General features: G+C 62.2%; 17 protein-coding genes. 15 read left to right on the top strand and 2 right to left on the bottom strand.

All coding sequences use genetic code 11. The features are described 5' to 3' along the window. Nucleotides 1-106 precede the first annotated feature (106 nt). The 4 genes from gph (at nt 107) to trpD (ending at nt 4387) form a co-directional block, all read left to right on the top strand. Nucleotides 107-808 carry a phosphoglycolate phosphatase gene (gene gph / locus H566_RS0116915; RefSeq protein ID WP_028312357.1) on the top strand — a complete coding sequence of 234 codons (702 nt, stop codon included), beginning with the start codon at nt 107-109 and terminating at the stop codon, nt 806-808. A gap of 322 nt (nt 809-1130) precedes the next feature. Continuing rightward, nucleotides 1131-2651, top strand: coding sequence for an anthranilate synthase component I (gene trpE / locus H566_RS0116920; protein ID WP_028312358.1), 1521 nt, complete (start codon nt 1131-1133; stop codon nt 2649-2651). A 34-nt stretch (nt 2652-2685) separates the two neighbouring features. Beyond that, the gene (locus H566_RS0116925; RefSeq protein WP_028312359.1) at nt 2686-3267 is read left to right on the top strand and encodes an aminodeoxychorismate/anthranilate synthase component II; all 582 of its coding nucleotides are present in this window, start codon (nt 2686-2688) and stop codon (nt 3265-3267) included. 70 nt (nt 3268-3337) lie between these two features. Beyond that, nucleotides 3338-4387, top strand: coding sequence for an anthranilate phosphoribosyltransferase (trpD, locus tag H566_RS0116930; protein ID WP_028312360.1), 1050 nt, complete (start codon nt 3338-3340; stop codon nt 4385-4387). Between the two features lie 116 nt (nt 4388-4503). Here the strand turns inward: trpD and H566_RS0116935 are convergent, their stop codons facing one another. Beyond that, nucleotides 4504-5277, bottom strand: a complete 774-nt coding sequence (locus H566_RS0116935; protein ID WP_156924482.1) for a hypothetical protein — start codon at nt 5275-5277, stop codon at nt 4504-4506. A 181-nt stretch (nt 5278-5458) separates the two neighbouring features. Between H566_RS0116935 and H566_RS0116940 the strand changes: the two genes are divergently transcribed. The 11 genes from H566_RS0116940 to H566_RS28530 all read left to right on the top strand — a co-directional run bounded on the left by H566_RS0116940 (nt 5459) and on the right by H566_RS28530 (nt 16887). After that, the gene (locus H566_RS0116940) at nt 5459-6382 is read left to right on the top strand and encodes a hypothetical protein (protein ID WP_156924483.1); all 924 of its coding nucleotides are present in this window, start codon (nt 5459-5461) and stop codon (nt 6380-6382) included. 154 nt (nt 6383-6536) lie between these two features. Then, the gene (hemN, locus tag H566_RS0116945) at nt 6537-7952 is read left to right on the top strand and encodes an oxygen-independent coproporphyrinogen III oxidase (RefSeq protein ID WP_245591394.1); all 1416 of its coding nucleotides are present in this window, start codon (nt 6537-6539) and stop codon (nt 7950-7952) included. 42 nt (nt 7953-7994) lie between these two features. Continuing rightward, nucleotides 7995-8840, top strand: coding sequence for a sulfite exporter TauE/SafE family protein (locus tag H566_RS25950; RefSeq protein ID WP_084545223.1), 846 nt, complete (start codon nt 7995-7997; stop codon nt 8838-8840). Then, nucleotides 8837-11242, top strand: a complete 2406-nt coding sequence (locus tag H566_RS0116955; protein ID WP_028312364.1) for a heavy metal translocating P-type ATPase — start codon at nt 8837-8839, stop codon at nt 11240-11242. Before H566_RS25950 ends, H566_RS0116955 begins: the two co-directional genes overlap by 4 nt. Before the next feature lie 20 nt (nt 11243-11262). Then, a complete protein-coding gene (ccoS, locus tag H566_RS0116960; protein ID WP_028312365.1) occupies nt 11263-11454 on the top strand; it encodes a cbb3-type cytochrome oxidase assembly protein CcoS in 192 nt (63 codons plus the stop codon). A 113-nt stretch (nt 11455-11567) separates the two neighbouring features. Further along, a complete protein-coding gene (ccoN, locus tag H566_RS0116965; protein ID WP_028312366.1) occupies nt 11568-13004 on the top strand; it encodes a cytochrome-c oxidase, cbb3-type subunit I in 1437 nt (478 codons plus the stop codon). A 17-nt stretch (nt 13005-13021) separates the two neighbouring features. Next, nucleotides 13022-13633: a cytochrome-c oxidase, cbb3-type subunit II gene (ccoO, locus tag H566_RS0116970; protein ID WP_028312367.1), complete on the top strand. Its 612-nt coding sequence runs from the start codon at nt 13022-13024 to the stop codon at nt 13631-13633. Between the two features lie 27 nt (nt 13634-13660). Then, on the top strand, nt 13661-13822 hold the full coding sequence (locus tag H566_RS0116975) for a cbb3-type cytochrome oxidase subunit 3 (protein ID WP_028312368.1): 162 nt from the start codon (nt 13661-13663) through the stop codon (nt 13820-13822). A 12-nt stretch (nt 13823-13834) separates the two neighbouring features. After that, nucleotides 13835-14764, top strand: coding sequence for a cytochrome-c oxidase, cbb3-type subunit III (ccoP, locus tag H566_RS0116980; protein WP_028312369.1), 930 nt, complete (start codon nt 13835-13837; stop codon nt 14762-14764). A gap of 61 nt (nt 14765-14825) precedes the next feature. After that, on the top strand, nt 14826-16349 hold the full coding sequence (gene ccoG / locus H566_RS28525; RefSeq protein WP_084545226.1) for a cytochrome c oxidase accessory protein CcoG: 1524 nt from the start codon (nt 14826-14828) through the stop codon (nt 16347-16349). 16 nt (nt 16350-16365) lie between these two features. Continuing rightward, nucleotides 16366-16887, top strand: coding sequence for a FixH family protein (locus H566_RS28530; protein WP_169732549.1), 522 nt, complete (start codon nt 16366-16368; stop codon nt 16885-16887). Nucleotides 16888-17169: 282 nt separating this feature from the next. Here the strand turns inward: H566_RS28530 and fnr are convergent, their stop codons facing one another. After that, nucleotides 17170-17949 carry a fumarate/nitrate reduction transcriptional regulator Fnr gene (fnr, locus tag H566_RS28540; protein WP_084545228.1) on the bottom strand — a complete coding sequence of 260 codons (780 nt, stop codon included), beginning with the start codon at nt 17947-17949 and terminating at the stop codon, nt 17170-17172. Nucleotides 17950-18075: the final 126 nt, after the last annotated feature.

An 18075-nucleotide genomic window follows, 5' to 3' on the forward strand; every position in this document is an offset into this window, starting at 1 on the left:
CCGCCGCGCATCTTCGCGTCATCCGGCGGCCGGCAAACGCGGCTAGGCTTCGCACTCCTTTCCGGGGTCGCGGTCGCGCGGCCCAGCTTCCACGCCTCCGACGCCAATGACGAATCCCATCCGCGCTGCGCTCCTCGACCTCGACGGCACCCTGCTCGACACCGTGGAGGACATGCTCCACGCCGGCAACGCGATGCTGCGCCAGGCCATCGACGCCGAGCCGCTGCGCTTCGACGACGCGGCCGCGATGATCGGCAAGGGCTCGCGCAACTTCGTCGAGCGCGCGTTCGCCGTGTCGTCCGGCCAGCCGATGGACGCGCCGGTCGATCAGGACCAGGTCGAGAAGTGGTTTCCGGTGTTCATGCACCACTACCGCGTCTTCAACGGCAAGACGGCCAGGCGCTATCCCGGCGTGGCCGAAGGGCTCGCGGTGATGCGCGCGCGCGGCCTCAAGCTCGCCGTCGTCACCAACAAGCCGAGCGAGCTGGTGCGGCCGCTGCTTGAGCGCTTCCAGCTTGCACACTTCTTCGATGCCTTCGTGGGCGGCGGCGACACGCCGCAGAAGAAGCCCGATCCGCAGCCGCTGCGCCATGCCTGCGCGCTGATGGACGTGGCGCTGGAATCCGCCGTGATGATCGGCGACTCGATGAACGACGCGCTCGCCGGCCGCAATGCCGGCTGCAAGGTGCTGCTGCTGCCTTACGGCTACAACGAAGGCCACCCGGTCGAGTCGCTGGAGGCCGATGCTATAGTCCCCACGCTTCTCGACGCCGCGCTCTGGATCGACGGCTACAACGCCGCGCAATGAGGGCAGGCCGTAATCGCGGCCGCATCGCCCTCGCTGCATGATCCGTCCGGTAGCACCGAGCATCCCGGCCGCGCACCCCGCCCGGCCGACCAATGAAGCCAAGAACCACCACGTTCCATGCCTTCCCTGAAGACGACTTCCTATCTCGCGCAGCTGCGCTGGTGGCGCTGGCCCTCGGGCCAGTGAACGTCTTCGCGCGTCCCGGCCAGGACGCCTCAATCCCCTCAGGCCAATTCCACGCAGAACATCCCAGGGCTCGCCATCGCAGCGCGGGCCTCGCGGCGCAAGCCATGCGCGCGCCGCGGCTCCACACAGCCAAGCCATGACAGAAATCGAATTCAACGCGATCGCCGCCGAGGGCTACAACCGCATCCCGGTGATGCTGGAATGCTTCGCCGACCTCGACACGCCGCTGTCGCTCTATCTCAAGCTCGCGCACGACCCGTCGGGCCGCGCGCATTCCTTCCTGCTCGAATCGGTGGTCGGCGGCGAACGCTTCGGCCGCTATTCCTTCATCGGCCTGCCGGCGCGCACCGTGGTGCGCTCGCGTGGGCACGTCACCGAGGTCGTCACCGACGGCAAGGTGGTCGAGACGCACGAGGGCAATCCGCTCGACTTCGTGACCGAATTCAAGTCGCGCTTCAAGGTCGCGATCCGCCCCGGGCTGCCGCGCTTCGCGGGCGGGCTGGCCGGCTACTTCGGCTACGACTGTGTGCGCTACATGGAGCCGCGCCTCGAACGCCACGCGCAGCAGATCCATCCGCAAGGCAAGCCCGATCCGCTCGACGTGCCCGACATCCTGCTGCTGCTGACCGAGGAGCTGGTGATCGTCGACAACCTCGCCGGCAAGACCTACATGCTCGTGTACGCGAATCCCGCCGAGCCGGAAGCCTATTCGCGTGCGAAGGCACGGCTGCGCGAGCTGCACGCGAGCCTGCGCAAGACGGTGGACATCCCCTACAGCAAGCCGTCGATGCAGACCGAGATCCGCCGCGATTTCGCCAAGGAAGACTTCAAGGCCGTGGTGCTCAAGGCCAAGGAGTACATCGCGGCCGGCGACCTGATGCAGGTGGTGCTCGGCCAGGTGCTGCGCAAGCCCTTCCGCGATTCGCCGCTGACGCTCTACCGCGCGCTGCGTTCGCTCAATCCGTCGCCGTACATGTACTTCTACGACTTCGGCGACTTCCAGGTCGTCGGCTCCAGCCCGGAGATTCTCGTGCGCGAAGAGAAGCTCGCGGCGGGCGAGGGCAGCAAGGTGGTGGTGCGGCCGATCGCCGGCACGCGTCCGCGCGGCAACACGCCCGAGGAGGACGCCCGTCTCGCCGCCGAGATGGCCGCCGACCCGAAGGAAGTGGCCGAGCACGTCATGCTCATCGACCTCGCGCGCAACGACATCGGCCGCATCGCCGACACCGGCAGCGTGGTCGTGACCGAGCGCTTCGCGACCGAGAAGTACAGCCATGTGCAGCACATGGTCAGCAATGTCGAGGGCCGGCTCAAGCAGGGGCTGAGCAATCTCGACGTGCTCAAGGCGACCTTTCCGGCGGGCACGCTGAGCGGCGCGCCCAAGGTGCGCGCGATGGAAATCATCGAGGAGCTGGAGCCGGTCAAGCGCGGCGTGTATGGCGGCGCGGTCGGCTACTTGAGCTTCGGCGGCGAGATGGACCTGGCCATCGCCATCCGCACCGGCGTGGTCAAGGACGGGATGCTCTACGCCCAGGCCGGCGCCGGCATCGTCGCCGACAGCGATCCCGAAATGGAATGGAAGGAGACCGAGCACAAGGCGCGCGCCGTGATGCGCGCCGCCGAGCAGGTCCAGGAAGGTCTGGACGAGCGCTTCTGACGCCGCCGTCCCTCAAGAACACCGGAGAGATTCCATGCTGCTGATGATCGACAACTACGACAGCTTTACCTACAACCTCGTGCAGTACTTCGGCGAACTGGGCGCCGACGTGCGCGTCGCGCGCAATGACGAGATCACGCTCGACGAGATCGAGCGGCTCGCGCCCGAGCGCATCTGCATCTCGCCCGGGCCGTGCTCGCCGCGCGAGGCGGGCATCTCCTGCGATGTCATTCAGCACTTTGCCGGCAAGCTGCCGCTGCTGGGCGTGTGCCTCGGCCATCAGGCCATCGGCCATGTGTTCGGCGGCGATGTGGTGCGCGCCAAGGTGGTGATGCATGGCAAGACCTCGCCGGTGACGCACATCGGCGAGGGCGTGTTCGCCGGCCTGCCAAGCCCCTTCACCGCGATCCGCTACCACTCGCTCGCCATCAGGCGCGAGACGCTGCCCGACTGTCTGGAAGTGACGGCCTGGACCGAGGACGGCGAGATCATGGGCGTGCGCCATCGCCGGTTCCAGATCGAGGGCGTGCAGTTCCACCCCGAGTCGATCCTGAGCGAGCACGGCCACCGGCTGCTCGAAAACTTCCTGAAGCAGCCAGCGCTCGTCGCTGCCTGAAAGCGCTTGCAAGCGGCGGCGCGGCCACGGCGCCGCGCCGTTTCACCTCCACGAACCAGAACCGCAGACCATGTCCATCACGCCCGCCGAAGCCCTGTCGCGCTGCATCGAGCACCGCGAGATCTTTCACGACGAAATGCTGTCGCTGATGCGCCAGATCATGCGCGGCGAGATGTCGCCGGTGCTGATCGCCGCGCTCGCGATGGGCCTGCGGGTGAAGAAGGAAACCGTGGGCGAGATCGCCGCCGCCGCGACTGTGATGCGCGAGTTCGCCACCAAGGTCGAGGTGCCCGAACTCGACAACCTGCTCGACATCGTCGGCACCGGCGGCGATGCCTCGCACACCTTCAACATCTCGACCTGCGCGAGCTTCGTCGCGGCGGCGGCGGGCGCGACGGTGGCCAAGCACGGCGGCCGCGCGGCCAGCTCAAGCTCCGGCGCGGCGGATGTGCTGGAGCAGCTCGGCGTCAACCTCAAGATGACGCCGGAGCAGATCGCCGACGCGATCCGCAAGGTGGGCATCGGCTTCATGTTCGCGCCCAACCATCACTCGGCCATGAAGCATGTGGCGCCGGTGCGCAAGGAACTGGCGGTGCGCACGATCTTCAACATCCTCGGGCCGCTCACCAATCCGGCCGGTGCGAAGCATCAGCTGCTGGGCGTGTTCCACCGCGATCTGGTCGGCATCCTGGTGCGCGTGCTGCAACGGCTCGGCGCGAAGCATGTGCTGGTGGTGCATGGCAGCGATGCGGTGACGGGCGCGGCGCTCGACGAGATCTCGCTCAGCGGCCCGACGCTCGTCGGTGAACTGCGCGACGGCGAGGTGCGCGAATACGTGCTCAACCCCGAGGACCTCGGCTTCGCGCCGATCGAATTTGGCGCGCTCCAGGTGAAGACGGCCGAGGAGTCGAAGGCGCGGCTGCTCGGCGTGCTCGACGGCGAGGCGGGTCCGTCGCGAGACATCGTGCTCGCCAACGCGGGCGCGGCGCTGTATGCGGGCGATGTGGTCGGCTCGATCGCCGAGGGCATCGCGAAGGCGCGCGGGGCGATCGACGGCGGCGCCGCGCGCGCCAGGCTCGACGCCTTCGCCGAGTTCAGCCGCGGATGCGCTGCGGCTTGAGCCGACTCAGCTGCCCCGCCCGGTCGCGGAGGACCGAGCTGGCGGCCATGACGGTGGACGGATGCGAAGTCGTCGGCGCTTTCCGTCTGCCGATCCGAGGGCGGACACCTTCTGTTTCATCGACGCCCGGGGGCGCCTTCGGCGGCGGGTAACTCGGCTTCACGGAAGCCGGTCACGTCGATGTCGTGCTTGCGGATGAGTTCGAAGAACGCCCGTCGGTTCTTGCGCGCCATCCGGGCCGACTGGGAAATGTTGCCCGCGCTGCGGCGCAACAGCCCTTCGATGTAGCCCCGTTCGAAGGACGCGACGATGCGGCTCTTGATCTGGCGGAACGATTCCTCGCAGGCCATCGTCGAGCCGACCAAGAGCGGCCATTCGCTGGTCTGGCCTCTCACGGTGTCGGTCATGGCCCGGGCGATGGCGGCATCGATCCGCGCGCGCAGTTGCTGCGCATCGAAGGGCGCGACCACGAAATCGCAGATGCCGGCGGCGACGAGTGCGCGCAGCATCGAGCCGTTCACCTGCTCGAGCGCAACGATAACCGCCAGCTGCGGGCTTGCGATGCGCCAGCCCGCGATGCGCGCGACGAGGTCATCCGGTGAATCGCAGGCCACGACGATCGCGGCCGACTCCGCGACCTGGCTCGTGAATGCCTCATGACGCCCGGCAAAGCCCAGTTCGCGGTCGCAGGCCGCGGTGAGCGCCTCGGCGAGCCTGAGCCCCATCGGGCTGGTCGGTGCGAGATCGAGCACCACACAGCGTCGCTCGGGCTGGCCGGTACGCAGGATCCGGCTCGGAATTCGCGTCGTCGCGCGTCCTGCCGCAGACGTGCCCGCAGCAACCGGGGTTGGTTCATCGCGGACTCGCATCCAGCTGAGGGCTTGATCCACGAGTGCACTTCTGGATTGCGTCATTCGTCCCTCCAGCATCGATCATTGTGAGCAAAAGTTTCACGGTGCTGGAGCCATATCGCATCCTGCATTTGAGGGGTGCGACGGGGCTTTGGCGCGTTTGTACGTTGGCATGGACCATGCTGAACACGGGCATGGAGGGGTGACCGTGGACATGTCCGTGTACGACCAGCTTGAGACCGCGATCGATGCCGTGAGCCAGCGCCAAGATGACGTCGGCAACTGGCGCGCGATGCTCGAGGTGCTTGCCCGCGCCTGTGGGCAGCCCAGCCTGCGATACGAGGTCTGGCGCGACGGCGAACCGGTTCACGTTGTCACGTCCGACCGGGTTGATCTCGATCCTGCCGACGCCCAGGTCGTGGTCGGCGCCAATGGCCTGCTGGGGCAGCTCATGCACGACCGTGAACTGCTCCGGCATGCCTCGCCCGAGCAGCGTGCCGTATGGGCGCTCGCCGGATCACGGCTCGCCACGGCGGTACGCGCTCATCTCCAGACCGTGGCCGCACGTCTGCCTGCGCGTGGTGTTGCCGAGTTGCCTTTCCTGGTGGTCGCCGGCAAGGGCGGTGTGATTCGCATCAATGCGGCGATGCGTGACTGGATTGCGGTGCATCCGGGCTGGCTGCGTCTTGTCGGCCGGCAGATCGAGGATCCGCGCCGTGCCATCGAAAGGCTTACCGTCGGCGTTTCCGAAGCTGGCCGTGCCGTGCTGCCGCTGGGGGTCGAGGTGGGGGCGCCGGGAACCCGGCCGCTGGCGCTCGTGGGTTTGCGCAGTCCCCTTGTCCAAGGCGCGGTGCTCCTGCTCGTCGCTCACACGGGACAGCTTCGCGCGATGCCAGCCGTCCTCGAAGACGGTTCGAATGCGCACAGTTCCGATGTGCCTGTCCTGCGTGCGCTTTGCGAAGGGGGCGAGATCCATGAATTGGTGGATTGGCATGCAATGGTGCGCATTGCTGCGAGGCCGGCGTCTCGCCCCCCCATCGGTATGCGCGAGTCGGACAGGGCCGGCATCGGCACCGTGCATGCGCCCGTCTCCAATCTGGTAACGGCAACCGGCATTTGCGCGCCTGGTGTCGATTGCCGCTGAAATGGGTCATCACCGGGCTTTCATGCAGGCAATGACAGGTCAGTGCTTACCGCCCGGAGGCCGTTGACGCATATCAAGCCCGTCAGGCAGCCCGATGCTTACAGTCAGCTCCATTCCCGCAACGGGGGCCAAAAGCATCTGAAAGGAGACGATCGTGCACGAAGTCGGCCACGCGTTTGCCGGCGTCGAGTTCGACGCTCCGCTGATCAGGCGGCTCGATCGGTCCGGCCCGCGCTACACCTCGTATCCCACCGCCGACCGCTTCCATGCGGGCTTTGGCGCCGAGCATTACGCGCTCGCCGTCGAGCAACGCAAGTTGCTGGGCAATCGCCGCCCGCTCTCGCTGTACGTGCATGTGCCGTTCTGCGAGTCCATCTGCTACTACTGCGCCTGCAACAAGATCGTCACCCGCCATCGTGAGCAGGCTGACGAATATCTCGGCTATCTCCTGAGAGAGCTGGCAATTCACCGAGGGCTGTTCGGTGGGCAGCAGAAGCTTGAGCAATTGCACTTCGGTGGTGGCACACCCACCTATCTCTCGCATGACCAGCTTGAATGCCTCATGCGCGCCATCGACGATGCCTTTCCGCTCGTGGCCGATCAGATGGGTGAGTTCTCGATCGAGGTAGACCCGCGTACCGTCACGCCCGAGCGCATCGCGCATCTGCGCCAGATCGGCTTCAACCGCATCAGCCTCGGCGTGCAGGATTTCGATCCGGTAGTGCAGAAGGCGGTCCATCGCGAGCAGAGCTTCGAGCAGACCAGGGAGCTGGTCGCAGCCGCGCGTGAGCATGAATTCCGTTCGGTGTCGGTCGACCTGATCTATGGCCTGCCGCACCAGAACGTCATCAGCTTCAACCGGACGCTCCAGCAGGTGCTCGACATCTCGCCCGACCGGATCGCGATCTACAATTACGCGCATCTGCCGCACCTGTTCAAGCCGCAGCGGCGCATCAGTGCTGAAGACCTGCCGTCGCCCGACCAGAAGCTCGATCTGCTGCACATCTGCATCATGCGGCTGACCGAGGCGGGCTACGTCTACATCGGCATGGACCATTTCGCGAAGCCGACGGACACGCTGGCGATCGCGCAGCGCCATGGCCGACTGCATCGCAACTTCCAGGGCTACTCGACCCACGCCGACGCCGATCTCATCGCGCTCGGTGTGTCGGCCATCGGCGCCGTCGGGCCGACGTACCACCAGAACGCCAAGACGCTCGCCGAGTACTACGCACCGCTTGATCAGGGGCGGCTGCCGATCGCGCGCGGCATCGCGCTTACGCATGATGACCTGCTGCGTCGCACCGTCATCCACACGCTGCTCTGCCATGCCGAACTGAACAAGCGTTCCATCGAGACCGCCTACCCGATCCATTTCGACGAGACCTTCGGCCCTGAGCTGCGCGATCTCGCCGCGATGGAACGCGACGGTCTGCTCACGATGGACGAGGACTGGATTACCGTGACGCCGAAGGGCCGGCTGCTGGTGCGCAACATCGCGATGGTCTTCGACAAGTACCTGCGCACACCGGCCAAGGAACAGGTCATGCGTTATTCGCGCACCATCTGAGGCGCGTGAAGGCCCGGAAGGGCCTTGGCGCACAATGGCGCGATGCTTGATCTACTGACTCACCCAGCCCCCTTTCCCTCTGCCGTCACCGCCGGTTCCGCCTTCATCGTTGGGCTGATGGGCGGCGTGCATTGCGCCGGCATGTGCGGCGGCATCGTCTCGGCGCTCGGCGTCTCGGGACCCGCACTGCAGCCCGCGCCGATCACCGTGGTCACGCATCGGGAGGCGCTGGCGGCGACGGTAGTCGGCGGTCATGAGGTGAGCACGCCGGCGGTTTCCCGTCTGGCGCTTCAACTGGCCTACAACACGGGGCGGTTGCTGACCTATGCCTTCATCGGTGCGATCGCCGGATCGGTCGGTGCTGCCGCATTGCTGGCTGACGCTGTGTTCCCGGTGCAGCACATGCTCTATCTGCTGGCCAATCTCTTTCTGCTCGCGCTGGGTGCCTACCTGACCGGCATGTTTCCCATGCTGGCGCAAGTGGAGCGTATCGGCGGGCGCCTGTGGTCGGCGTTTCGGCCGGTGCTCGGGCGCCTGCTGCCGGTGCGATCCGTCGGGCAGGGCGTGCTGATGGGCGGGCTCTGGGGTTTCGTGCCCTGCGGGCTGATCTATTCGATGATCCTGAGCGCCATGCTGGCGGGGTCCCCGCTACGAGGTGCGGCCGTGATGCTCGCCTTCGGGCTGGGCACGCTGCCCAACCTGCTGCTGCTCGGCCTGGCGATGTCGCGTGGCGGCAGATGGTGGCGCCGTCCGGCGGTGCGCGTGGTGGCCGGACTGTTCGTGATCGCATTCGGTTTGCTTGGACTCTGGCGTGCAAACGCCGTGGTCCAGCAGCAGGGGGGATGGTTCTGCCTCACGCCGGCTACCGCGTCGGGAGATGTTCGATGACGGAGCAGGCGGGTCAGCGCGCCGAGTGCTTCCATTGCGGCGCTCCGGTGCCGCCCAGGCTCGGTCTGTTCGTCAATTTCAAGGGGCGCATGGAGCCTGTCTGTTGTCATGGTTGCGAGGCCGTGGCGCAGACGATCATCGAGGGCGGTTTCGACGCCTATTACGCGCGGCGCGAAGCGCTGGCCCTGCAGGCCGAGGCGGCGCGCCCGGGTCGTGATCTGGAGGCCTTCGATGACGAGCGCTTCCAGCGTGGCTTCGTGCGCGAACCCGCACCTGGCGAGCGCGAGGCCGTGCTCACGATGGAAGGGATCCGCTGTGCCTCCTGCGTCTGGCTGGGCGAGCAGGCAGCGGGCCGTGTGCCCGGCGTGTTGTCGTTCAACATCAACCTCATGACCGAGCGCGCGACGCTGCGCTGGGATCCGGTGCGGGTGAAGCTCTCGCAGATCCTGCATGCGCTCGATGTCGTGGGCTACCGGGCCTGGCCTTTCGATGTAGACCGGCACGAGGCACTCATCAAGACCAACCAGCAACGCATGCTCCGCCAGCTCTTCGTGGCAGGCATGGGAATGATGCAGGTGATGATGTATGTCGTGCCCTTCTACCTGCACGGCGACGACATCGAGCCCGAGTTCGTGACGCTGATCCGCTGGGTCAGTCTGCTGCTGACCACACCGGTGGTGCTGTATTCCGCTGCGCCGATGTTCGCCGGTGCGTGGCGCGACCTGCGTGCCCGGCGGGTCGGCATGGATGTGCCGGTGGTCCTGGCGATCATTGCTGCCTTCATAGCGAGCACCTGGCATACCGTAATCGACGCGGGTGAGGTGTATTTCGACTCGATCACGATGTTCGTGTTCCTGCTGCTCTGGGGGCGGTATCTGGAAGTCGGGGCTCGGCGTAAGGCGATGCAGGGTGTCGACAGCCTGTTGCGGCTGGCGCCTCGCCGTGTCGACCGTCTGGGTGCCGGCGGGACGCGCGAGTCGGTGCGAGTCGAGGAACTGCTGACCGGTGAATGCATCGAGGTTGCGGCCGGCCAGGCTCTGCCGGTGGACATGGCGCTTCAGTCCGAAAGGGCGCAACTCGATCTCTCGCTGCTGACCGGTGAATCCCATCCGGTTACGCGGCGGCCCGGTGATGTCCTGCCCGCCGGTGCCGTGAACCTCGGGGATCCGATCACTGGCACGGTGGCGCGCATAGAGGCGGACAGCACCGTGTCGGTCATGCGCCGACTCATCGATCGCGCTGCGAGTGAGCGGCCTCGCGTCGGCCGCGTTGCCGATCGCATCGCCTCATGGTTTCTCGCCGGGCTGCTGGTCTTCACGCTGCTCGTGTCCGTCGTCTGGTGGTTCGTCGAGCCGCAACGCGCCCTGCCGATCGCGATCGCGCTGCTGGTCGTGTCCTGCCCGTGCGCGCTGTCGCTCGCGACGCCCGCGAGCTTCGCGGCTGCCATCAGTGCGCTTTCCCGACGTGGGGTACTGCTGGCCAGGGCCGACGCCCTTGAGGCATTGGCTGGCGTGACCGACGTCGTCTTCGACAAGACCGGGACGCTGACGCAATCGACGCTTTCCGCCGAGATCGAGGTGGTCGGCGAATTGCCCGAGCGCGACTGTTGGGAAATGGTCGCGGCGCTGGAGGTGGGGAGCACGCATCCGGTCGGACGGGCGCTACTCCGTGGTGCGCGCGAGCGCGGCATTAACGAGAGGACGCTCTCCGAGCGGGAAGTCGTCGTTGGCCGTGGCGTGCAAGCAACAGTCGATGGCGCGGCCTGGCGAGTCGGCAATGGCGTGTTCGCGCTCGCTTTTTCTGTTGCCGACATGACCGACGGTGTCTGGCTGTCGCGCGATGGCGTAGCAGTCGCTCGCTGGCGGTTGACCGCTCCGGTCAGGGCGGGTGCCGCGCAACTCGTGGCTCGGCTCAGGGCTCGCGGGCTGCGTGTCTGGCTGATGTCCGGCGATGGACAGCCGGCCACGGAAATGGTCGCGCAAGCAGTCGGGATCGATGCCGCGCACGGCAGCCTTTTGCCTGAGCAGAAGCTCAAACGTGTGCGCAAGCTTCAGTCGGAAGGGGGGCGAGTGGCGATGATCGGGGACGGCATCAATGACGCGCCCGTGCTGTCAGGCGCCGATGTCTCGATCGCGATGAGTGAAGGCGCCGAGATAGCCCAAGTGTCGTCTGATGCGGTGATGGTGTCGCGTGATCTGGTGGCGATCGACACGGCCTTCGGCGCCGCTGCTACCGCGATGTCGGTGACGCGGCAGAACCTCTGGTGGGCTTCGATCTACAACGCGCTGGCGATTCCGGCAGCCGCCTTCGGGCTGGTAACACCTTGGGTAGCCAGTCTCGGGATGTCGCTCAGTTCGCTGCTGGTGGTGCTGAACGCCTTGCGACTGTTACGAATCCGTTAGACTTAGTCGGGTTTGCGTGTATGGAAAGCCTGTTCATCCTCATCCCGCTGTCGGTCGGCATCGTCTTCGCGGCAGTGTGGATCTTCTTGCGCATGTCTAAGGACGGCCAGTTCGACGACCTCGAAGGGCCGGCGTGGCGCATTTTGCAGGACGAGGATGATCCCGGCGGCGGGCCGAAAGAGCCGACAGCACGCGACGAACGTCCCACCTAAGCATCGTCCGTGCCCGGGGTGCGCCTTGATCGGTGTCAAGCCTGTCAATCCCTGCACGGTTACGATTTCATACCGATTTTGGGTCCAATTCCTAGGTCTGCACGAGGGGTGCCATGGGTTCTTCAACTCGCGAAAGCACATATAACTACAAGGTGGTGCGCCAGTTCGCTGTCATGACGGTGATCTGGGGCATTGTCGGCATGCTGGTTGGCGTACTCATCGCCGCCCAACTGGCTTGGCCGCAACTCAACTTTGACACGGCGTGGCTGAGTTTCGGCCGCCTGCGTCCGCTGCATACCAATGCGGTGATCTTTGCCTTCGGTGGGTCGGCGCTCTTCGCGACGTCGTACTACGTGGTCCAGCGTACCTGCCAGACCCGGCTGTTCTCGGATGCGCTCGCTGCCTTCACGTTCTGGGGCTGGAACGCAATCATCGTTTCGGCTGTCTTCACGTTGCCGCTTGGGATCACGACCGGCAAGGAGTACGCCGAACTCGAATGGCCGATCGACATCGCGATCACGCTGATATGGGTGGCGTATGCGATCAACTTCTTCGGCACGATCGCCATCCGCAAGGTCAAGCACATCTACGTCGCCAACTGGTTCTATGGCGCGTTCATCCTTGCGGTGGCGCTGCTCCATGTCGTGAACTCGGCTGAAGTGCCTGTCACCATGTGGAAGAGCTACTCGGCCTACGCCGGGGTGCAAGACGCGATGGTTCAGTGGTGGTATGGCCATAACGCGGTTGGTTTCTTCCTGACCGCCGGCTTCCTTGGAATGATGTATTACTTCGTTCCGAAGCAAGCCGAACGTCCCGTGTACTCGTATCGCCTGTCGATCGTGCACTTCTGGGCTCTGATCTTCACGTACATGTGGGCGGGCCCCCACCACCTGCACTACACCGCGCTGCCCGACTGGACCCAGTCGCTGGGCATGGTTTTCTCGCTCATCCTGCTTGCTCCGAGCTGGGGCGGCATGATCAACGGCATCATGACCCTGTCGGGTGCCTGGCATAAGCTGCGTGACGATCCGATCCTCAAGTTCCTGATCGTGTCGCTCTCGTTCTACGGCATGAGCACCTTCGAAGGCCCGATGATGGCCATCAAGACGGTGAACTCGCTCTCGCACTACACCGACTGGACGGTGGGTCATGTGCACTCTGGCGCGCTTGGCTGGGTCGGCTTCATCTCGATTGGCTCGATCTACTACCTGCTGCCGCGCGTCTTCGGCCGCACTACGATGTACAGCGTGCCGGCCATCAACCTGCACTTTTGGATCGCAACCATCGGCGTCGTGCTTTACATCGCCGCAATGTGGATTGCCGGTGTGATGCAGGGCCTGATGTGGCGCGCCACGAATGCCGACGGCACGCTGACCTACACCTTCGTCGAAGGCGTGAAAGCGACCTACCCGTACTTCGTCATCCGCGTCTGCGGTGGTGTCCTCTATCTGAGCGGCATGATCCTGATGGGCTGGAACATGGCGAAGACCATCGCTGGCGCGCAACCGGTTGACGCGCGCATCCCGGCTGTCGCCGCCCACGCGCACTGAGCCGAGGAGAGAACGTAATGAAGTTGAAGAATGATCTGATCGAGCAGAACGTCGGCTGGCTGTTGGTGCTGACGCTCATCGTGATCCTGTTCGGCGGTTTGGTTGAAATCGTTCCGCTGTTCTTCCAGAAGTCGACGACTCAGCCTGTCGACGGCCTCAAGCCCTACACCGCACTCCAACTTGCTGGCCGCGATGTGTATCAGCGCGAGGGGTGCTACAACTGCCATTCGCAGATGATTCGCCCCTTCCGCGCCGAGACGGAGCGTTACGGTCATTACTCGGTTGCAGGCGAGTTCGTCTATGACCATCCGTTCCAATGGGGCAGCAAGCGCACCGGTCCGGATCTGGCTCGTGTTGGCGGTCGCTATTCCGATCGTTGGCATGCGGTCCACCTGAACAATCCTCGCGCTGTCGTGCCTGAGTCGATCATGCCGGCCTATCCCTGGCTTGAAGCGACGGCAGTTGCCGCCGATGGACTGCCAGCCCGCATGAAGGCGCTTCGTGCTGTGGGTGTCCCGTACACCGACGAAGAAATCGCGGCTGCAGCTGACACCGTTCGCGGCAAGACGGAGCAGGAGGCGGTAATCGCCTACCTGCAAGTTCTCGGCACGGCGATCAAGTCGCGCTGACATTCGCTACCGCTGAAAGGAATGCGCATGGAACTGGACGTGTTGCGGAGCGTTTCCACCGTTCTGAGTTTCCTGGTCTTTGTCGGAATTGTGGTCTGGGCCTGGAACGGCAGCAGACGGCGGGATTTCGATCAGGCAGCGCAACTCCCTTTCGCGGACGACGGTCACGCAGACATGGCGGACAAATAAAGGGGATTTGAAATGGCTGACTTTCTGAGCGGCTTCTGGAGCTACTACATTGCCGGTATCACGATTACCGGCATTCTTGGGTGCGCGTGGGTGCTCTGGTCCAATATGACCGCGAAGGTCAAGGGGCCGGTGGAAACCATGGGGCATACGTGGGACGAAACTCTTGAGGAGTACAACAACCCGTTGCCGTCCTGGTGGGTGTGGCTTTTCGTCATCACTATTGTGTTCGGCTTTGCCTATCTCTATCTGTATCCGGGCTTGGGTTCGAACAAGGGTTCGCTGGGCTGGTCGTCCACGGGTCAATACGATGCCGAGGTTGTTAAGGCCAGCCAGCAGTTTGACCCGATCTTCGATCGCTATGCCAAGCTCGATCTGAAGGAGGTCGCGGCGGACCAGCAGGCGCACCAGATCGGCGAGCGTCTTTTCCTGACCTATTGCTCGCAATGTCACGGTTCTGATGCTCGTGGAGCCAAGGGCTTCCCGAATCTGACCGACAAGGACTGGCTGGGTGAGGGATCTGCTGAATACATCGAGCAAACGATCCTGAATGGCCGGATGGCTGCCATGCCTTCGATGGCAGCGGTGCTCGGTACTGCAGATGATGTGGCCAACATGGCGCAATATGTTCTCAGTCTTTCCGGCTCTGGACACGACTCAGTCAAGGCAGCACTCGCCAAAGACAAGTTCGTAGCCTGTGCCGCATGTCATGGTCCCGAAGGCAAGGGCAACCCGGCCATTGGAGCCCCGAACCTGACTGACAAGACGTGGCTGTATGGTGGTTCCGCACAAACCATCACTGAAACGATCACACTTGGCCGTACCAATCAAATGCCGTCTTTCCGTGCCTTCCTGGGCGAAGCCAAGATCCATCTGATCGCCGCTTACGTATGGAGCCTGTCGAACAAGCCGGAAGCTCCGGCAAAGACCGCTATGGTTCAATAAGGTATTGCTGGGCAGTTTCAGCCGGGAGGGTCAATGTGCCCTCCCGGCCGAGGAGACTTAAATGGGTAGTGAAAGTAAGCAGCAGGGCGTATCGTCCAGTGATGCTGCAGTCAATTCCTCCAAGGAGGCCGCTTCGCAACCGCAAGCGGCCTCTTTTGCATTGAAGGGGACTTCCGAGAAGTCCGCGGCAGGAACTGATGTCAAGGATGATGGACGTAGCCTTTATCAGAAGCGCATCAAGATTTATCCAAGAGCCATAAAAAATGGCTGGTTTGACCGCTGGCGTTGGGCATTGGTCTGGTTTACCCAGATCATTTTTTACGGCACCGCTTGGCTGCAGTGGAATGATCGCCAAGCGGTACTTTTTCATCTCACCGAGCGCAAATTCTATATTTTTGGCTTTGTGCTCTGGCCGCAGGATTTTATTTATCTGACCGGATTGCTGATCATCTCGGCATATGCATTGTTCTTGTTTACGGCAATTGCTGGCCGTCTGTTTTGTGGTTATGCCTGTCCACAAACGGTCTATACCGAGATATTCACGTGGGTGGAGCGTCTGATCGAAGGTGATCGCCACAAACGCATGCGTCTGGACGAGTCGCCATGGGATGGGCGCAAGATTGGTTTGCGTTTGGCAAAATTCAGCATTTGGGCGGTTATTGGATTGTGGACTGGTTTCACTTTCGTGGGATATTTCACTCCAATTCGAGAGTTGTTATCGGAGGTTGTGCATTTGGATGTGAGCGGCTGGTCGTTATTCTGGATGCTCTTTTATGCAGGATTCACGATTTTGCAGGCTGGTTTTATGCGGGAGCAGGTATGCAAGTACATGTGCCCGTATGCGCGTTTTCAGAGTTCGATGTTTGACCGTGACACTCTTGTCGTCACTTATGATGCAGCGAGAGGTGATCCACGCGGTTCGCGCCCTCGTAAGCTCGACCATCGGTCGCAAGGGTTCGGTGATTGCGTCGATTGTGGTGTTTGCGTACAGGTTTGTCCGACCGGTATCGATATTCGAAACGGTCTTCAATATGAGTGCATTGGCTGCGGTGCTTGCATCGACGGATGCGATGACATCATGGAGAAGATGAATTACCCGCGAGGACTGATTCGTTACACCACTGAAAATGCACTTGAAGGCAAATATCCAGACAAGCACGTGGTGAAGCATATCCTTCGTCCGCGCACATTGATTTACACCGTCGTCTTGTTTGTGATCGTAGGGGCTTGGATAGGTACGCTGATCAATCGAAACCCGTTGAAAGTTGATGTGATCAGAGATAGGGGAGTGCTTGCGCGTGAGATAGAGGGCGGTGAGATAGCCAACGTTTATCAACTCAAGATCATGAATACTGACGAGGCACCGCATAGGTATCGAGTCATGGTCAACGGTATCCCCGGTATTCACGTGCAAGGCGCACAGCTCATTGAAGTGGAGGCGATTACCACACGTGCTGTTGCGATTGAGGTCGCAGCTCCGATGGGCAGCGGCGAACGCGGTTCCAACAAGGTGGAGTTTGTGGTGGAGAGCCTAGAATCGCCAGTGCAGTCAACGAGCGAAAAGTCAGTCTTCTACTTGCCCTGACATGTCGGATAAGCAAATGAACACGATTTCAACTGCTCAGCGGCCGTGGTATCGCCAATTCTGGCCGTGGGCTTTGGCTGCCGGTCCGGTTGCAGTGCTCATTGCGGGCAGTGTCACGATTTGGCTGGCTGTGACTCGTCCGGAAGCGTTAGTAGTCGACGACTATTACAAACAGGGCAACGCAATTAATCAGTCGATACAGCGTGACCGTGCTGCGGCTCAATTGGGGTTGAAGGCCGATCTTGAAATTGTCGCAGATGGCCAGTTGGAAGTTCGGCTGATTGGGGATGCGGCTTATGCGTGGCCCCCCGTGATTGGATTGCTACTGACTCATCCAACGCTTGCCTCTGAGGACATCAAGGTGCAGCTAGTTGCAAAATCCCTTGCAAATGGAAGGGGAGTGTATGTCGCTGCAGCGCCTCTTCTCAAGGATGTGTCTTATCAACTGCAATTGCAGGATGGTGATCGGTGGCGTTTGACTGGGGAATGGCCTAAGTCGGCAAAAATAGTTGTTGGAGTACAGTCTGCAGACAAATAATCGGTGGGAGGTTCTGTTATTGCCAGAACCGCCAACTGTTAAAACTCGGAGGCGTCATGTTGAAGCTTTTGCAGGTGCTTTGGCCATCGTTTCTGATGGCTGCATTCGCTGACGTCTCTTTTTTTGCAATATTTGAACCGTCGGATTTGACGATTTTCGGATACTTGCTGCCAGTCAATTCTCTGGCGCTGTATACGATGGGGTTTTTGGCATTTTGGTCACTGTGCGCGCTTTCGTCTGCAATGACATGCATGCTGATACGCGATGTTCCAGAAAGCCCGTTTAATCACAGGGTTTGATGGACAGTGACTCGCTGTTATTAGTAGTGGAGATGAGAGTTTTGAGCCCCTCGATGTCCAACAGCACAATTTCCTTGTGCGCTACTGCAATGAGACCTTGTTTGCGAAAACGGGTGAGCAGCCTGCTGATGCTTTCAATCGTCAGCCCGAGATAGCTGCCAATCTCTTCACGAGTCATGCGAAGTTGAAAAGCTTTTGCAGAATAACCGCGCCTTGCATAGCGAGTAGCAAGATTCACCAAGAAAGCCGCTAGGCGTTGTTCAGCACGCATGGCGCCGAGCATCAACATGAGACCCTGCTCGCGAGTGATCTCCTGACTCATCATGCGGTGAAAGTGCCTTTGAAGATTCGGTATCTCTCTAGAAAGATCCTCAATCCGACTAAATGGAAGTTCGCAAACTTCCGAGTCTTCGAGGGCTACGGCGTTGCAGTGATGGCTCTCGGTCGCAATCGCGTCAAATCCAAGCAGTTCTCCGGCCATTTGAAAGCCGGTCACTTGCTCAAGGCCCGTCGAATCGATATGAGTCGTCTTGAAATGACCAACGCGAACCGCGTAAAGATTCGTGAAACGCTCTCCCATCCTGAAAAGCATTTCGCCTTTCAATACGCGACGACGTTTCGTAATGACAGAATCAAGTCGACGCATGTCGTCAACGTCCAGACCCACGGGCAAGCACAGCTCATGCATGCTGCAGGTTGAGCATTTATTGCGCAGTGCAGCAATCTCAATGCCTGGGGAAAGCTGCGTCGGTATACTGGACATGCTTGATCTCGCGGCGCGTAGGCACCGATGGTTTACCCAATTCGGAACTATCTTCGAAAGATAGCATTCCCCCCCTTGGCTTGCCAGTCACATCACTGACCGTAGCCGACCGAACAAAGCCAAGGC

The organism is Derxia gummosa DSM 723 (assembly GCF_000482785.1).
Lineage (GTDB): Bacteria > Pseudomonadota > Gammaproteobacteria > Burkholderiales > Burkholderiaceae_E > Derxia > Derxia gummosa.